The following is a 15,968-nucleotide window of genomic DNA, read 5'->3' on the forward strand; positions in this document are numbered from 1 at the left end:
AATGGGTAGTATAAATTTCTCGTGTCGGCACGTAGCGCAGCCTGGTAGCGCATCGTCATGGGGTGGCGAGGGTCGAGAGTTCAAATCTCTCCGTGCCGACCAAAAATCCCAAAAAAACCAACCCATTGCGTGGTTGTTTTTTATGCCTGTGATATGAAGGGAACTACTTTTTAGCGATAAGCCAGCGGCTATTGAAATGAGCCTGATACCGGGCGAGAAGCTGCGGGTTGCCTTTGATGATCAGCACGTTTTCTGAGTTTTCAAACTCCGCCGATGCTGCAAAATTAAACGATCCTGTTTCAAGCGTTTCTCCGTCAACGATCATCATCTTGTCGTGCTGGATGTGGTAGTGATTGTCTTCCCTGATATTGACCCCGTTAGCCAGGGCCCAAACCACCGCTTTTTTACTGGTTCTGTTCTGGTTGCGCCGGTAGTCAATCACTGCCCTCACCCTGACGCCTCTCTTTTCAGCACTCACCAGCGCCTGCACGATGTCGGCGCTGCTGAAGGTATACGCCATCATATCTATCCTCGATTGGGCAGAATTGATGGCGTTAATAACTAAGGCTCTGGCCGATCCTTCAGGACTAAAACCCACCTGAATTGATTCAGAGGCATGAACGGCAGACCCGGCGCAAAGGCTAAGGGATGCGACCAGGGCGGTCGCAACGAAACCTGTTGATATCATTGATTTTGCTAAGAAAAAAATGTCAGTGAACTACAGTGGCGCTGGTAACAACATCAGCACTACTGATTTTTAAGGCCACGGTCTGCATACCCTTTACCCAGGTCAGCGGTTTTGTATTTTTAAAACCATATCCCTCAAGCGCGTTGTAAGCAGCATCAACGTTTTGTCCAAGAACGCTATCGCGCAGAAAGCTGTTCAGTTCAGCGGATTTCTGGTTCTCCGCCTTTGATTTATGAATGTCGCAGCTGCCGTCCATATCCGTTTGTTCATTACATCCGGAGCGTTCAAGCTGGGCGCGATACTTTGCGTTAATCGCCAGTGCCGGGGACGACACTACAGCGGAGAGCACAACAGCGAGCAGTAATTTTTTGACCATATTAGTTAACACCACGAAGATTAAAAATAATAAAATCAGCGAGTTATTATTACTTTGTAAACAAGTCGCTCTGCTTAAAAACAACACAGTTGATTCGCATCGGAAATTATCATTGCGTGCTGTGATTCACAAAGGAAATTATTTTAAAGTCAAACTAATAAGTTATTGATATGAGTCAGGACGATTAACTATGGCATTATTTCTAAACGTAAAATTCATCCGTCACTAACACTGAGAGCCGTTTCAGATGAAACAGGCCCAGCACAATAAATTACTCAACTAACTGAATTAACTATCTTTTTATAACCTATCCCGACAATTGTAAGCGTTTGTAAGCCATAAAAAAGCCAGCCTGTTAGCTGGCTGGCATGTGTACTCAGGTTTTACGCCCGGTTAAATTTCCGGCGTCTTTTTATAGCCCACCACCATCAGGACCAGGCTCTCTTTTGAGTTAGCGGGGTTGAACTGGTAGTGATTCCCCTGACGATCCCCGCCGATGTACCAGGAAATTTCTGTCTTGCCTGCGGCCAGCGCTTTTCGCACTGCTTTATCGACGTCCAGCATGCGGTATTCTCGGGAGTTATTGAGATAGAGGATCGCATCCGAGTTGTAACTGCAGGAAGGACGTTTCTTCCATGTGACGGTCGCAGGATCCCAGTCGTTGCTGGCCGGATAAAAGAAGATCTGATCCGCGCCGTTGGCTTCGACTTTTCCGCCGTAGATCCGCACCCGGTATTTGAACTGCGATGGATCCTGCCCTTCCGGCAGCGCCGGGATCTTAAATTTAACCAGACTCATGGTCTCGCTGTTGCGGGTGCGGCCGCCGTTTTTCCAGTTATCCTGAACCAGCAGGGTTTGCGGCGCAGGTGCCGGTGTAGTTGGCGTTTCGCTGCTCACCCAGACGTTGGCCAGCGCCTTCGAATAGCTGTACGCCACGTTGGTACCGCAATCCATGCTCTGATTCATGCACAGCTCAGTCATAAACCGCGCGCTGTCTTCGTACCAGCCATTTAAAAAGTCAGCGTGGGCGGTGTAGAGGCTTCCCCAGCGTTCTTCCCGCGCATCGCCATTCATGACGGGATCGAGGGAAAGCTGCGCCTTGGCCGTATCCAGAGAGGTGATGTCGTGAAGCACGTAAGCCACGTTCATGTTAACCGTCGGGATTTTCACCGGATAACCGGACGGGCACTGCCCTTTCACATCGTATGTGGCATTTGCCATGCCGTGGTGGGGTTTGAGGTGGATGCCGTCCCAGCAGTTGGGGAACTGGATGCCGATATTAAACTGCACCGCATCTTTAGCCTTTCTCAACCCGCACACTTCACCGATTTTATTGGTGTAACCTTTGCCGTTGCCGCATAAAAAGGTGATCCGCGAGTTAGGGGCACTGCCGTGATGGTCCCCCGCCAGCAGCGCCAGACCTGCCGGGAACGGGTTGAGGGGATACTGATCGACGTTGCTGGCCTGATAGTAGGTTTTCTGGTACGCGGGCTGCACCACCGTACCGTCCGGCAGGCGCATCGACGGTGCCCAGTAAGCCGAGCCGTCCGCTTTGTTATCGCAGGTGGTTTCCGGCTGCTTACGCAAAGAGGCATAGTCAGAGAAAGCATCGGTATGAGTGTTACCGAAAAAATCGTGCAGCATCGCCTGGTTAGCGTGGCCGTACATCATGATGGCGTCATCGCCAAGGGTGTGGTTATAGGCGCAGACAACCTGGGCCTGCGGGCCTGCATGAGCGTAAAGCGAAGGCAGCAGAAGGGCTGACGCCAGCGCGGTGTAAAGTGTGGTCCGTTTCATGGTGTTCTCCTGACTGAAAGGACCACATTGGTAACAAAACCGCGCTAACTCTCCGAATTATTAACGGAATAATTTTCCCCTGACGGGCGCTTTACAGCTCCGCCGGTCGTTTCAGCAGGTAGACCAGCGTTATCAGGCAGATCATCGCTCCGGCATAGAAGGTGTATTCCGCGCCCCACGTTTCCCAGATGATCCCCGCCCCCAGGCTGGCAATCAGCAATGCCACGCCGCTCACCATGCTGAACAGGCCAAACGCGGTACCGCGCAGGTCGGCGGGGGCCGTTTTGGCGATCATCGCGGTCAGCAGTCCCTGGGTCATCCCCATATGGATCCCCCACAGCGCCACGCCGACGATAATCCCCACCCAGTGGGTGCTCAGCGCCAGCACGATATCGGCGGCGATCAACACCGCCAGGCCCCACATCAGCAGGCGGGTGTGGCTCATGGCATCGGAGAGTTTGCCGAACGGATAGGCCGAAAACGCGTAAAGCAGGTTCATGGCGACCATCACCAGCGGGATTAATGCCAGCGGAATATCGGCCTGCTGGGCGCGCAGCACCAGAAAGGCCTCGCTGAACCGGGCCAGAGTGAAAACTGCGCCAAGGCCAATCACCCACCAGCAGCTGGCGCCGAGGCGCTTCAGGTTCTCTTTTTTAATCGGGTTGGTACGTTTGTGAGCGACAGGGGTGGCGGGCTCATGCAGGCCGACAAAGAGCAGCAAAACGGCTAAAACACCGGGAATCACGGCAATCCAGAAGATCGTGCGAAAATCGTCGTTCCACAGCAGCATCATGCCGACGGCGAGCAGCGGCCCCAGAAAGGCGCCGATGGTATCCATCGACTGGCGCAGTCCGTATGCCGCCCCGCGTAGTTCGGGCGGGGTGACGTCGGCGACCAGCGCGTCGCGGGGTGCGCCGCGGATCCCCTTCCCTACCCTGTCAATCAGACGCGCGCCGAGGATCATCCCCGACGAGGAGGCGATGGCAAACAGCGGCTTGCTGGCAGCGCCCAGCCCGTAACCCAGCAGCGCCAGCCCTTTACGTTTTCCGAGATAGTCGCTGATAGCGCCGGAAAAGACCTTGATGATAAGCGCGGTAGCTTCCGCCAGCCCTTCAATCAGGCCAATGAAGATCACGCTGGCGCCCAGAGTGGTCACCATAAAGAGCGGCAGTAAGCTATGGATAATTTCCGATGAAATATCCATCAACATGCTGACGCCGCCAACCACCCAGACCCCTTTTGGGATCCGGCTCAGCGTGGAAAACCGGGAGATCATGCTCAGTGCTTATCGCTGCCGCCGAGGAAAAATATCCCCAGCGGGATAGCCAGCAGGACGGTAAAGACCGTGCTGTAAACCAGCACCATCGCCGATTGCAGAACGTACATGCTGGTGGTCCACTCGGTCAGCGGAATGTTGTACTGCTCAACCACGCCAATGATGGTCACACGGCCCACCCCCATCACCGCGATCAGAAAAACCGTCAGCAGCGCCAGCAGAAATTTTTTCCCCGCCGGGGTGTTAAGTTTATTACGTACCATGCGTGTTTTCCTTCACAGATAGATAACAAAGATGCTGCTCACCCTACCACGATCGCCCCTCCGGCACCAATCCAGAATTTAAAACCAGATTAAAGGCTTTTTGTCAGTGATATAAACCAGATAAAAATAAAACCAAGGCAAAAAACACCAGTTGTGATAGGGTGATGGCCACCGTTTGACATAAAAAGGAATGACTGTGAAAAACGCATCCAAAAGCATCGTCGGCCTGCTGGCCCTCACCTGCGCCAGTGCATACGCCACGTCTGCCGACCAGCCGCTCAGCAAAACAGCCCCATATCCGCAGGCGGAACAGGGTATGAAACGCCAGGTTATTGACCTGCCAGAGCAGAAAGATGAAGCGAATTACAAGGTTGAACTGCTGATCGGCCAGAAGCTGGAAGTGGACTGTAACGCGCATCGCCTCGGCGGTCAGTTAACCAGCAAGACGCTGGAAGGCTGGGGATATGACTATTACGTCTTCGATAAGGTCACCTCGCCGGTCTCCACCATGATGGCCTGCCCGGACGGCAAGAAGACCCGCAAATTTGTGACCGCCAGTCTGGGCGAGCATAGCCTGCTGCGCTACAACAGCAAGCTGCCGATTGTGGTCTACACGCCTGCGAACATCGAGGTGAAGTACCGCGTCTGGCGGGCTGACGAGAAAGTCGAAAACGCCGTCGCGCGTTAATAAAAAAGCCGGGTGATAACCCGGCTTTTTTGTATCAGAGCGCGATATCCGCGACCGGTTTGCTTTCCGGCTGGGAAGTCGCCTGCGGCTGAGCCTGAGGCGCCGCATCCGGAGCCTGAGGTTTTTCATATTTCAGCTGCAGCACGCGGCTGGTGTACTCCAGCTCCTGCTCGGTGGCGTCGATATTACCGTTCAGCGAAGTGCCGTAAGACGGAATGATGGTCTTCAGCTTCGCCTGCCATTCCGGGCTGGCGACTTTATCTTTGAACACTTTTTCCATCAGGTGCAGCATGATCGGAGCCGCGGTGGAAGCGCCCGGCGATGCGCCCAGCAGCGCGGCCACGGAGCCCTCTTTATCGCTCACCACTTCGGTGCCCAGACGCAGCACGCCGCCTTTTTCCTCATCACGCTTGATGATCTGCACGCGCTGGCCCGCCTGCCACAGACGCCAGTCCGCTTTCTTCGCGTCCGGGTAGTACTCTTTCAGCGCCTCAAAGCGATCGTCATCGGAGAGCAGCACCTGGCTAATCAGGTATTTCACCAGATCGAAGTTATCCAGACCCACATCAACCATCGGCCCGACGTTCGAGGTGGTGGTGGAGCTGAGCAGATCCCACAGCGAGCCGTTCTTCAGGAATTTGGTCGAGAAGGTGGCGAACGGCCCGAACAGCACCACGCGCTTACCGTCAAGAATACGGGTATCGATATGCGGCACCGACATCGGTGGCGCGCCCACGGAGGCCTGACCGTAGACCTTCGCCAGATGGCGATTCACCACCTCCGGGTTTTCTGACACCAGGAACTGCCCGCCAACCGGGAAGCCCGCGTAGTTTTCCGCTTCCGGAATACCGGTCTCCTGCAGCAGCTTCAGTGCCGCGCCGCCGGCACCGATAAAGACAAACTTCGCCTTGATGACGTGCTCTTCTTCATTATGCGCCAGATCGGCAACGGTCACGCTCCAGGAGTTGTCGGCGTTACGCTTAAAGCCGCGCACTTCGGTATTCAGCGCCAGGTTGAAGTTCTCTTTTTTCTGCAAAGAGCCCACCAGCTGACGGGTGATTTCGCCGTAGTTTACGTCGGTACCGATTTCCGTACGGGTAGCGGCCACTTTCTGGTTCGGGTCGCGTCCTTCCATGACCAGCGGTGCCCACTCTTTGATCTGAGCGTGATCTTCAGAGTACTTCATGCCGCGGAACAGCGAGCTCTGCTGCAGGGCAGCATAACGCCCACGCAGGAAGTTAACGTTGTCGTCGCCCCAGACGAAGCTCATGTGCGGCACGGTGTTAATAAAGCTGTGCGGATCGTGCAGCACGCCGCTGTTCACCTGGTGAGACCAGAACTGACGGGAGATCTGGAACGCTTCGTTGATCTCCACGGCTTTCTCAATGCTGATGGAGCCGTCTTTCTTCTGCGGGGTGTAGTTCAGCTCCATTAACGCGGAGTGGCCGGTACCGGCGTTGTTCCAGCCGTTGGAGCTCTCCTGCGCCACGCCGTCCAGGCGTTCAACCATGGTCATGGACCAGTCCGGCTGAAGCTCCTGCAAATAGGTTCCGAGGGTGGCGCTCATGATCCCGCCGCCGATTAACAGAACGTCCGTTTCCTGCTCTTGCGATGCCTGAGCCTTCGCCGCCGTGGAGACAGCACTAAGGCTTGCCGCCGCAGCCAGCAGCAGGGCAGTCATTTTTTCATAATTAATGCCTTCGTAATACGCGTTGTTCGCTATTTATGCAGATGAAGTCGAGTGCGGCGCCACGGTAGCAACATTTAAATATTGTTTAAAGGTTAAGAAATTATTGTAATTGTGAAATTTAATGGTGGAATGTTTGTATGGGAATGGCGTGTCCGGCTGGCAAAACGTTCATTTTGTGGCTACTATGCTGCACTTTGTGATCGCGCGCACGGAAGCCCGCCCAAACCTGCGAATCCTATGTCTCAATCTTTAATGCCCAATGAAAGTCGCGTAACCGCTGTGTTGCGCTCTCCAACGCTTTTTGTACGTGAAATACTGGCCGGTGTGATCACCGCTCTGGCGTTGATTCCGGAGGTGATCTCCTTCTCCGTGGTCGCGGGCGTCGACCCGAAAGTAAGTCTGTTCGCTTCGGTAGTTCTGTGTCTGGGGCTGTCGGTAATGGGCGGTCGCCCGGCGATGGTAACCGCCGCTGCGGGTTCCGTGGCGCTGGTGATCGGGCCGATGGTTCATCAGCATGGCGCGCAGTATATTCTGCCGGCGGTGCTGCTGGCGGGCCTGATCCAGATCCTGTTCGGCGCGCTGGGGATGGCGCGGCTGATGCGCTTTATTCCGCAGGCGGTAATGACCGGGTTTGTAAACGCTCTGGGGATTTTGATTTTCTTTGCCCAGGTACCGCATTTCTGGAGCCGAAGCCCGCTGATTGTCGGCCTGTTTGTGCTTACGCTGCTGATTGTGCTCTGGGCCCCCCGCTACATTAAAAGTATTCCTTCCCCGCTGATTGCCATCGTGGTGCTGACGATTTACACCGTGACCAGCGGCCAGCTGCTGCCGACCGTCGGCGACGAAGGCTCCATTGGTGGCGGCCTGCCGGGGATCACCCAGATGCTGGTGCCGCTGGATCTGCACACCCTGAGCATTATCTGGCCCTGCGCCCTGAGTATTGCTTTTGTCGGCCTGATGGAATCACTCCTGACCGCCAAGCTGGTGGATGAGCTGACGGCAACCCCGTCCAGCAAGCGCCGCGAGAGCATGGGGCTTGGCGTGGCGAATATCATGGCGGGCTTCTTCGGTGGTATCGCCGGTTGCGCGATGATCGGTCAGACTATCGTTAACGTCGAGATGGGCAAAGGACGCAGCCGCGTCTCGACCTTTGCCGCCGGGCTGGTGCTGCTGTTGCTGGTGACCGCCCTGAGTGAAGTGATGGCTAAAATTCCGATGGCGGTGCTGGCGGGGATCATGGCGATTGTCGCCATCAAGACCTTTAACTGGCAGAGCATTCGCCCTGCCACGGTGAAAGGCGCGCCGGTTGCGGAAACCCTGGTGATGCTGGTCACCGTCGGGGCCACCGTTTCAACCGGCAACCTGGCGATTGGCGTGGTGGGCGGGATTATCATGATGGCGATCCTCCCTGCCCGCCTGCGTCGCCATAGCGCCGCTACAGCAGAAACAGCGTCGCCAGCCCAAGAAAAATAAAGAAACCGCCGGTATCGGTGATGGCGGTGATCATCACGCTCGACCCCACTGCGGGGTCGCGCCCGAGGCGGGTCATTACCATCGGGATGATTACCCCCATCAGCGCCGCCACCAGCAGGTTCAGCACCATCGCCAGGGTCATCACCCCGCCCAGCGCCATATCGTCATACAGCCACCAGGTCACACCCCCCATAATCCCGCCCCACACCAGGCCGTTGATCAGCGCCACGCCCAGTTCGCGCAGGATCAGGAAGGTAAAGTTGCCTGGCTGAATATGCTGCAGCGCCAGGGCGCGCACGATCATGGTGATGGTCTGGTTGCCGGTGTTGCCGCCAATCCCCGCCACGATAGGCATCAGCGAGGCCAGCGCCACCAGCTGGGAGATGGTGTGTTCAAAGCCGTCGATCACCCGCGAGGCGATAAACGCGGTACAGAGGTTGATCGCCAGCCAGGCCCAGCGGGTTTTCACCGCTTTGCTCACCGGGGCGTACACATCCTCTTCGGCGCTCAATCCCCCGAGAGCGCGCATGTCGTTGTCGGTCTCTTTATAGACCACGTCGACGATCTCATCGATGGTCAGACGCCCCATCAGCTTACCCACCGAGTCCACCACCCCGGCGCTGAGCAGGTTGTCACGCTCAAAGGTGCGGGCAGCCTTTTCGGCGTCGTCTTCGGGGGAGAAGAGCATCGGCTCCGTTTCCATCACCTCGCTGACGCGGGTCTGGGCGCTGTTCAGGAGGATGGCCTGCAGCTCAAGCTCGCCGAGCAGGCTTTTATCCCGCGCGGTGACAAACAGCTTGTCGGTGTTCTTCGGCATTTTGCCCAGCCGCCGCAGGTAGCGCTGGACGGTGCCCAGGGTCACGTCCGGGCGCACGGTGATCACGCTGAACTCCATGATCGCGCCGACGCGGTCCTGCTCATAGTGCATGACCTGATGAACGCGGGCGCGGTCCTGAGGCGGCAGCGAGGCCAGCAATCGTCCGGTCAGGTTTCGCGGCAGATGCTGGACCAGGTAGAGCTGGTCGTCGATATCCAGCGTACGGACCGCGTCGAGAATGGCGTGGTCGCTCATCTCATCGATCAGATCGTCCCAGACGTTTTCGGAAGCCTCGAGCAGTACCTGCCCGCGCTCGTGATCCTCGACCAGCCGCCACAGGGCGTGGCGCTCTTCCGAGGGCAGCGCTTCAAGGGTGTCGGCGAGATCGGGCGGCGGCAAATGTGCCACCAGCGCCCCTACCTCAGCAATATCGTCGGCTAACGTCCCGACATCATATTGCTCAGCCAGGGTCAGTTTGCCCAGCAGGGTTGAAGTGAGCGCTTTGTCGGTGGTCATCAGCCATATCAGGCGCGCACGCTCTTCATCGCGCAGCCGTGCGCTATTTTTCGTTAATCCAGACATCAATTATCAATCCATTAAATGAGTTGGCATTAAGCATAGCGTGGGCTTATGTAAATATTAATAAACGGATGAGAGGAGAGGATAAAAAAGCAGCAGGCGGGGAAAACAGACCCGGCGGCAGAGCGCCACCGGGCAGGCGGGTTATGCGGTACGGGCTACCGCATCACGCGACGCGGCATCACGTTCGGCACCGGTCAGTTCCGTCAGCTGGCCGCTGCGCATCTCAAGCAGGCGGTCGGCATGGATAAAGTAGTGATCGTCATGGCTGATGGCAAAGATGGTTTTGCCCATCTCCTGCATCAGCGGGAGCAGCACCTGATAGAACTCGCGGCGGAAATGCGGGTCCTGATCCGCCGCCCACTCGTCCAGCAGAATGATGTCGCGCTCTTCCGCCAGGGCCAGCAGCAGGGCTACGCGCTTCTTCTGCCCTTTCGACAGCTTAAGGTTGAGGATCTTGCCATCCTGCAGCTCCAGCTTGTGCGACATTTGCAGGTGCGCCAGCCATTTTTCCACCAGCGCCGGATCGGCCTGCCTGCCTTCCGGCCCCAGCAGCTGATCGAACAGCCAGACGTCGGTAAACACAGCGGAGAACAGCTTGCGGTAATCTTCCGGTTTTTCGGCACTCAGCGGTTTACCGTCCAGCAGGATCTCCCCCGACTGCGGCTGGTACAGCCCGGTCAGGAGCATCGCCAGGGTTGATTTGCCGCTGCCGTTGCCGCCAATCAGGAACAGCAGTTCGCCGCGGTTAAGGGTTAAGTTCACCGGCCCGACGGAGAAGTCGTTATCCTGGTACTTAAACGTCACGTTGCGCAGCTCCAGCGTCTGCCAGTTCGGGAATGCCTGCGGGCGTGGGAATTCCGCTTTGTACGGGGCAAGCGCAAACTTGCGCAGCTTGTTAAAGGCCACCTGGGCGCTGAGCAGGGTCGGCAGCGCGCCGACCGCCGAAAGCAGCGGCGTGCGCAGGAACAGCAGCGTCAGCGAGTAGGTGGCGGCGACGTTGGTGTCCGCCCAGCCGAGGCTGTTGGCCATCCAGAAGACCAGACCAATCGCCCCCAGCATCATGATATTTGACCAGTTAACCGCGCTCAGGTGGAAGGTATCGGCCCGCACGATGTGGTGGCGATATTCTCGGGCATCCGGGATATAGAGGTTATTGAAGATGTGCTCGGCGCGCTCGCGGTTGAGGGTCAGCTCTTTGCGCCCTTCCAGCACCGTCTGATAGTCGTTATAGAGCTTGTCTTCGGTTTCGCGCAGTACCGCCATGTGCTTGTAGACGCGTGACACCAGCAGGTAGCCGCCCCAGATGGTGATCGCAATCCACAGGGCGGTGATCGCCAGCATTTTGGTGGAGAGCCAGGCCAGATAAGCCGCCGATCCGAAGGTCAGAATGATCCCCTGCACCAGTTCCGGCAGACGCACAAAGGCGATGGTGATCGAGCGAACGTCGCTGGTTAACCCGGCCAGCAGCGAGGCGCTGCCCAGCTGCTCTACACGTTCAACCTGGGTATCCAGAATCCGCTTGATGAACTCGCTGCGCAGGCGGTAGACGAAGTGGTGACCCAGCGTCGTCAGCGCCAGCTGCGAGCCCAGCGTGACGGCCATCAGCAGGACCAGCAGACCGAGAAATTCCGGCAGCACCATCAGGGTGGTGTCGACGGTTTCAATTAAACGCAGGTTGATAAAGGCGATAAGCCCGATACCCAGCGCGGCGCTGAGCAGGCTTAATGCCATCACCGCGATAAACGGCCAGCGGTATTGACGCCAGACCAGTAACAGGAGTTCCATGCAGAGCAATCCAGACAAGAAAAAACAGCCAGCAGTGTAAACTGCTCGCCGCTTACATCAAGAATAATTCTTATTTTTATTCGTTGTTCGCTGCCTGGCGGAAGGTGAGGTTGTAGCGATAGTCGCCGGTAAGCGGATGCGTCCCTGGCTTAAGCGGCTGAATGCCATGGTAAAACAGTCGTGATGGCCCACCCCAGACCACCACGTCGCCATGCTCCAGCAGCAGGCGTTTAAGCGGATCGTTGCGGCGCAATCCGCCGAACTGGAATACGGCGGGCAGGCCCAGCGATACCGAGACAATCGGCGCCCGCAGGTCCGCTTCATCTTTATCCTGATGAAGGGAGAGCTTCGCCCCGACGGCGTAGCGGTTGATAAGGCAGGCATCCGGCTGAAACTCGGGATAGCCCGCCGCGCAGGCGGCATCATGGCACAGAGCGGCAAACGCCTCAGGCATCGGCGGCCAGGGGGCCGCGGTGAGCGGGTCGAGCGGTGAATAGAGATAGCCCCGCTGATTAGTGGTCCAGCCCAGCCCGCCGCAGTTGGTCATCGCCACCGACATGGTGTACCCCCCGGGGGTGACCATCTGGCGAAACGGCGAGACGCCTGCCACCTGGTCGATGGCCTGCATTAATGCAGGCCCGCCAGCCCGGGCGAAGCGGCGCAGGATCACCGCCCCGGGTGCCAGCGGCTCCTGCCAGGGTTGTTCATCGGCAAAAAGATCGAGCATCACACCTCCTCTTTTTTGGCTTCGCGACGCAGTAACGCCGCTTTGCGGGCCGTGCCCCAGCGGTAGCCCGAGAGCCCGCCGTCGCTACGCACCACCCGATGGCAGGGAATAACGATTGCCAGTTTGTTGGCGGCACAGGCCCGGGCCACCGCACGCACCGCGCCGGGATGCCCGATGGCGTTGGCCACCTGCTGATAGCTTGCCGTCTCTCCACCTGGAATGGCGCGCAGGGCCTGCCAGACCTGGCGCTGAAAGGCGGTGCCGCGAATATCCAGCGGCAGCGTGAGCGCGACGGCGTGGTTATCAATGCTGGCGATCACCCGGGCGACGCGCGAGGTAAAGGCGGCATCGGCCTGCTCCCTGTGGGCGTGAGGAAACATCGTCTCCAGCTCGGCAATCAGGGCGCTATCGTCATCGCCGGGCAAAATCGCGCAGACGCCCCGCCCGCTTTCCGCCACCAGGCAGCGCCCCAACGCGCAGTCGCTCAGGGCGTAACGCACGGTGGTCTCTTCTCCGCCGCTGCGGTACTGCTTCGCGGTCATCCCCAGCGTGGCATCGGCCTGCCGATAGTAGCTGCTGCTGCCGGGGAATCCCGCCGCCAGCACGGAGTCGGTAATGCTCTCGCCCTGCCCCAGGGCATCGCGGAGTCTTTTTGCCCGGGCAGCCTGCTGCCAGCCTTTCGGCGTCATGCCGGTCGAGGATTTAAACAGACGATGAAGATGATACGGGCTCATCGCCACCTGCTGCGCCAGCATCTCCAGGGTCAGGGGCTCTTCCTGCTCCAGTAACCGGCAGGCTTTTTCGATGGTGGCGACGCGCTGCGCCTGCGGATCCTCTTGATCCGGGCGGCAGCGCTTACAGGGGCGAAAACCCGCCTGTTCAGCGTGGCGGGCATCGGGATAAAAGCGGACGTTTTCGCGCAGGGCATGGCGCGCCCGGCAGGACGGGCGGCAGAAGATACCGGTGGTCTGTACGGCAAAAACGAACTGACCGTCGGCATGACAATCGCGGGCCAGCACCGCCAGCCAGCGTTGGTCATCATTATTCAGGTTTGGCTTTTTCATGATCGGCTCCTTCTGTAAGCATACTCATAGCCTGCCTGAGCGCCAGCCGATAAAAACCCGCAACCTTGCTTTTTAATTCGCCCCGTTAACGAGGAAGCTGGCGAACTGCGGGGACATCCAGGTTTTGAAGCCCTCCCCTTCGCGGGTGATCATATAGACCGCCAGCCCTTGCTGCCGCACGATCTCTTTGGCTTTTTCCGCCCCCAGCACCATCAGACCGGTATCCCAGGCATCGGCTTCGAGAGCCGTCGGGGCGATCACCGTCACCGACACCAGATTATGGGTAATCGGACTGCCAGTCTGGGGATCGATCACGTGGGAAATACGCTTGCCGTCCAGCTCATAGTAGTTGCGGTAGCTGCCGGAGGTGCTGATGCCGTGGCCGTTGATATCGACAATGGCCTGCACGGCATTCTCCCTGTCGGTCGGCTTCTGGATCGCCACGCGCCAGGGTTTATCGCTGGCATTCATGCCCCGGCTGACCAGCGCCCCGCCCACAGAGACCAGATAGCGGGAGATCCCCTCTTCGGCCATCAGCTGCGCCAGGTGATCGGCAGCATAGCCCTCACCCACCGTGGAGAGATCGACAAACAGATCGGGAATGTCTTTTTGCAGATACTGCTGACCGGACTGATTAATCACCGACAGATGCTGCAGCCCCGTTTGCGCGCGGGCGTCGTCAATTTGCGCCTGGTCGGGTATTTGTACCGGCTGCTTGTTCGGGCCAAAGCCCCACAGGTTAACCAGAGGGCCGACGGTAATATCCATCGCGCCGTTGGTTTTATAGCCCACCCGCAGCGATTCGGTGACTATATCCGCCATCGCTTCGCTCACCGGCCAGGGTGAAGTGCTCTTCGACTGGTTAAAGCGCATCAGCGCCGAGTCGTTCTTATAGGTGGACATCAGCTGATCATCGCCATCCAGCTGGGACTGGATCTTGCCGCGCAGCTCTTCTGCCCGGGCAGCGGAGAGATCGATGGCGCTGACGCGCCAGAAGGTGCCCATCGTTTTCCCTTCCAGTACCGTCGCGGCGGCGGTTTCGCTCTTTACCGGCGGTGTGGGGGCATCACATGCAGACAGCATAAAAAGGGTCGCCAGAAAGCCGACACGCAGAAAAGTAATTTCCATTCGTTATTATCCTCAAGCCTGAGACCGGCAAGAGTACACCAAAAAGCAGGCTTTGTAAGGGCCTGACAGCAAAACCAAAAAAAGGGGCCATTTGGCCCCTTTCGCAATACTACGTAAGACTTAGAACTGGTAAACCAGACCCAGCGCTACGATGTCATCGGTGCTGACGCCAGCCTGACGGTTGAAGGAGTTATCATCCAGCAGGTTGATTTTGTAATCCACGTAGGTGGACATGTTTTTGTTGAAGTAGTAAGTCGCGCCAACATCAACATATTTCAGCAGATCCTGGTCACCGTAGTTCTCAATGTCCTTACCTTTGGACTGCAGGTAAGCCACGGATGGACGCAGACCGAAGTCGAACTGGTACTGTGCAACCACTTCGAAGTTCTGTGCTTTGTTAGCAAAGCCGTAAACGTCGCTGCCGTTCTGGGAGTTACCGAAACGGGTTGCGTTATAGGTCTGGGAGTACTGTGCTGCCAGGTAGATGTTGTTCGCATCGTATTTCAGGCCGCCGCTGTACACGTCAGCACGGTCACCTTCGCCGTAAACGCCTGCAGCGTTCTGGTCTGAGGTACGTTTAGAAGAAGACGCTGCCGCACCTACGCTGAAGCCTTCGCCCAGATCGTAGGTCAGGGAGCCGCCGAAGCCGTCACCGTTCTGTTTCAGCAGGCTACGGCCACCGACGTTCTCGCCGCTGACGCTGCCGTTTTTACCCTGGTACTGCAGAGCAAAGTTCAGGCCATCAACCAGACCGAAGAAGTCCTGGTTACGGTAGGTAGCAACGCCGTTACCACGGGATTGCATGAAGTTGTCGGAACCGTAGGTGTCGCCGCCGAATTCTGGCAGAACGTCGGTCCAGGAGGTTACGTCGTAGATCACGCCGTAGTTACGACCGTAGTCGAAAGAACCTGCTTCAGCGAATTTCAGACCTGCGAAGGCCACACGAGTCCAGGACTGGTTGCTGCTGCTTTCTGTGTCATTAGCCTGAACGTTGTATTCCCACTGACCGTAACCAGTGATCTGATCGTTAACCTGAGTTTCGCCTTTGAAGCCGATACGCATGTAGGTCTGGTCGCCGTCAGCGCCTTCGTCATCAGAGAAATAGTGCAGACCGTCTACTTTACCGTAGAGATCTAATTTGTTGCCGTCTTTGTTGTAAATTTCAGCCGCATTCGCTGCGCCTGCTACCAGCAGTGCTGGCACCAGGAGGGACAGTACTTTAACTTTCATTATTTTAACCCTCTGTTATATGTCTTTTATTACCACTGCTTACTGATTAACCCTCTTAACCAGTCGGCAAGTTCATTCTCCGCAAAAATACAGAATAATCCAACAAGAATATGATACGAAAACTTTTAAGATGTTTCATATTGCCGTATAGATGTTTCAATTTGTAAATATGAGGGAACTTTTTTGCCGCACAATAAGTTAAAAAATAAAGCACCAATAATCAAAAAGTTAAAATAAACAATTAAATTCAACAACTTACATAAAATAAATTATAGCACTGATTGACAAAACAAAAATCCCGGCGGCTACTAAAATATCTCTCGCTATCATCATTAACTTTATTTATTACCGTCATTCAAATTTGAATGTCTGTTTATCCAGAAT

Annotated in this window: 13 protein-coding genes, 1 tRNA gene and 1 pseudogene; 3 read left to right on the forward strand and 12 right to left on the reverse strand. The window is 56.8% G+C overall.

The features are described 5' to 3' along the window. The first annotated feature begins 25 nt into the window (after positions 1-25). A tRNA-Pro gene (locus tag K5I40_RS02920) sits at positions 26-102 on the forward strand. 61 nt (positions 103-163) lie between these two features. On the opposite strand, the gene K5I40_RS02925 is transcribed toward K5I40_RS02920, so the two are convergent. The 5 genes from K5I40_RS02925 to K5I40_RS02945 form a co-directional block, all read right to left on the reverse strand. Beyond that, the gene (locus tag K5I40_RS02925; RefSeq protein WP_139563268.1) at positions 164-688 is read right to left on the reverse strand and encodes a phospholipase D family protein; all 525 of its coding nucleotides are present in this window, start codon (positions 686-688) and stop codon (positions 164-166) included. A gap of 22 nt (positions 689-710) precedes the next feature. Beyond that, positions 711-1,151: a hypothetical protein gene (locus tag K5I40_RS02930; protein WP_223073735.1), complete on the reverse strand. Its 441-nt coding sequence runs from the start codon at positions 1,149-1,151 to the stop codon at positions 711-713. Positions 1,152-1,457: 306 nt separating this feature from the next. After that, complete coding sequence (locus K5I40_RS02935) at positions 1,458-2,861, reverse strand: DUF1996 domain-containing protein (protein WP_223073734.1); 1,404 nt, start codon at positions 2,859-2,861, stop codon at positions 1,458-1,460. A gap of 91 nt (positions 2,862-2,952) precedes the next feature. Beyond that, positions 2,953-4,137, reverse strand: coding sequence for an MFS transporter (locus K5I40_RS02940; protein ID WP_223073733.1), 1,185 nt, complete (start codon positions 4,135-4,137; stop codon positions 2,953-2,955). 2 nt (positions 4,138-4,139) lie between these two features. Next, on the reverse strand, positions 4,140-4,400 hold the full coding sequence (locus K5I40_RS02945) for a DUF2534 family protein (protein ID WP_039031021.1): 261 nt from the start codon (positions 4,398-4,400) through the stop codon (positions 4,140-4,142). 196 nt (positions 4,401-4,596) lie between these two features. Here K5I40_RS02945 and eco point away from each other — a divergent pair, with 196 nt between their 5' ends. Beyond that, positions 4,597-5,088 (forward strand): serine protease inhibitor ecotin, encoded by a 492-nt coding sequence (gene eco / locus K5I40_RS02950; RefSeq protein WP_039031020.1) that lies wholly within the window; start codon positions 4,597-4,599, stop codon positions 5,086-5,088. 34 nt (positions 5,089-5,122) lie between these two features. Here eco and mqo read toward each other — a convergent pair whose 3' ends face one another. Continuing rightward, positions 5,123-6,769, reverse strand: coding sequence for a malate dehydrogenase (quinone) (mqo, locus tag K5I40_RS02955; RefSeq protein WP_251929494.1), 1,647 nt, complete (start codon positions 6,767-6,769; stop codon positions 5,123-5,125). 193 nt (positions 6,770-6,962) lie between these two features. Here mqo and K5I40_RS02960 point away from each other — a divergent pair. Continuing rightward, a pseudogene (locus tag K5I40_RS02960) lies at positions 6,963-8,251 on the forward strand (SulP family inorganic anion transporter). Here the strand turns inward: K5I40_RS02960 and mgtE are convergent. The 6 genes from mgtE to K5I40_RS02990 form a co-directional block, all read right to left on the reverse strand. Then, a complete protein-coding gene (gene mgtE, locus K5I40_RS02965; RefSeq protein ID WP_223073731.1) occupies positions 8,214-9,650 on the reverse strand; it encodes a magnesium transporter in 1,437 nt (478 codons plus the stop codon). The pseudogene K5I40_RS02960 and the gene mgtE overlap by 38 nt on opposite strands. A 141-nt stretch (positions 9,651-9,791) precedes the next feature. Further along, positions 9,792-11,435 carry a multidrug ABC transporter permease/ATP-binding protein gene (locus K5I40_RS02970; protein WP_223073730.1) on the reverse strand — a complete coding sequence of 548 codons (1,644 nt, stop codon included), beginning with the start codon at positions 11,433-11,435 and terminating at the stop codon, positions 9,792-9,794. 76 nt (positions 11,436-11,511) lie between these two features. Then, complete coding sequence (gene alkB, locus K5I40_RS02975) at positions 11,512-12,162, reverse strand: DNA oxidative demethylase AlkB (RefSeq protein ID WP_223073729.1); 651 nt, start codon at positions 12,160-12,162, stop codon at positions 11,512-11,514. Then, positions 12,162-13,226, reverse strand: coding sequence for a bifunctional DNA-binding transcriptional regulator/O6-methylguanine-DNA methyltransferase Ada (gene ada, locus K5I40_RS02980; RefSeq protein WP_223073728.1), 1,065 nt, complete (start codon positions 13,224-13,226; stop codon positions 12,162-12,164). The genes alkB and ada overlap by 1 nt, the downstream gene beginning before the upstream one ends. A gap of 72 nt (positions 13,227-13,298) precedes the next feature. Next, positions 13,299-14,354 carry an FAD:protein FMN transferase ApbE gene (apbE, locus tag K5I40_RS02985; protein WP_039031014.1) on the reverse strand — a complete coding sequence of 352 codons (1,056 nt, stop codon included), beginning with the start codon at positions 14,352-14,354 and terminating at the stop codon, positions 13,299-13,301. 120 nt (positions 14,355-14,474) lie between these two features. Next, on the reverse strand, positions 14,475-15,584 hold the full coding sequence (locus K5I40_RS02990; protein WP_223073727.1) for a porin OmpC: 1,110 nt from the start codon (positions 15,582-15,584) through the stop codon (positions 14,475-14,477). Between the last annotated feature and the right edge of the window lie 384 nt (positions 15,585-15,968).

This window comes from Leclercia sp. LTM14, assembly GCF_023736175.1.
Lineage (GTDB): Bacteria > Pseudomonadota > Gammaproteobacteria > Enterobacterales > Enterobacteriaceae > Enterobacter > Enterobacter barmai.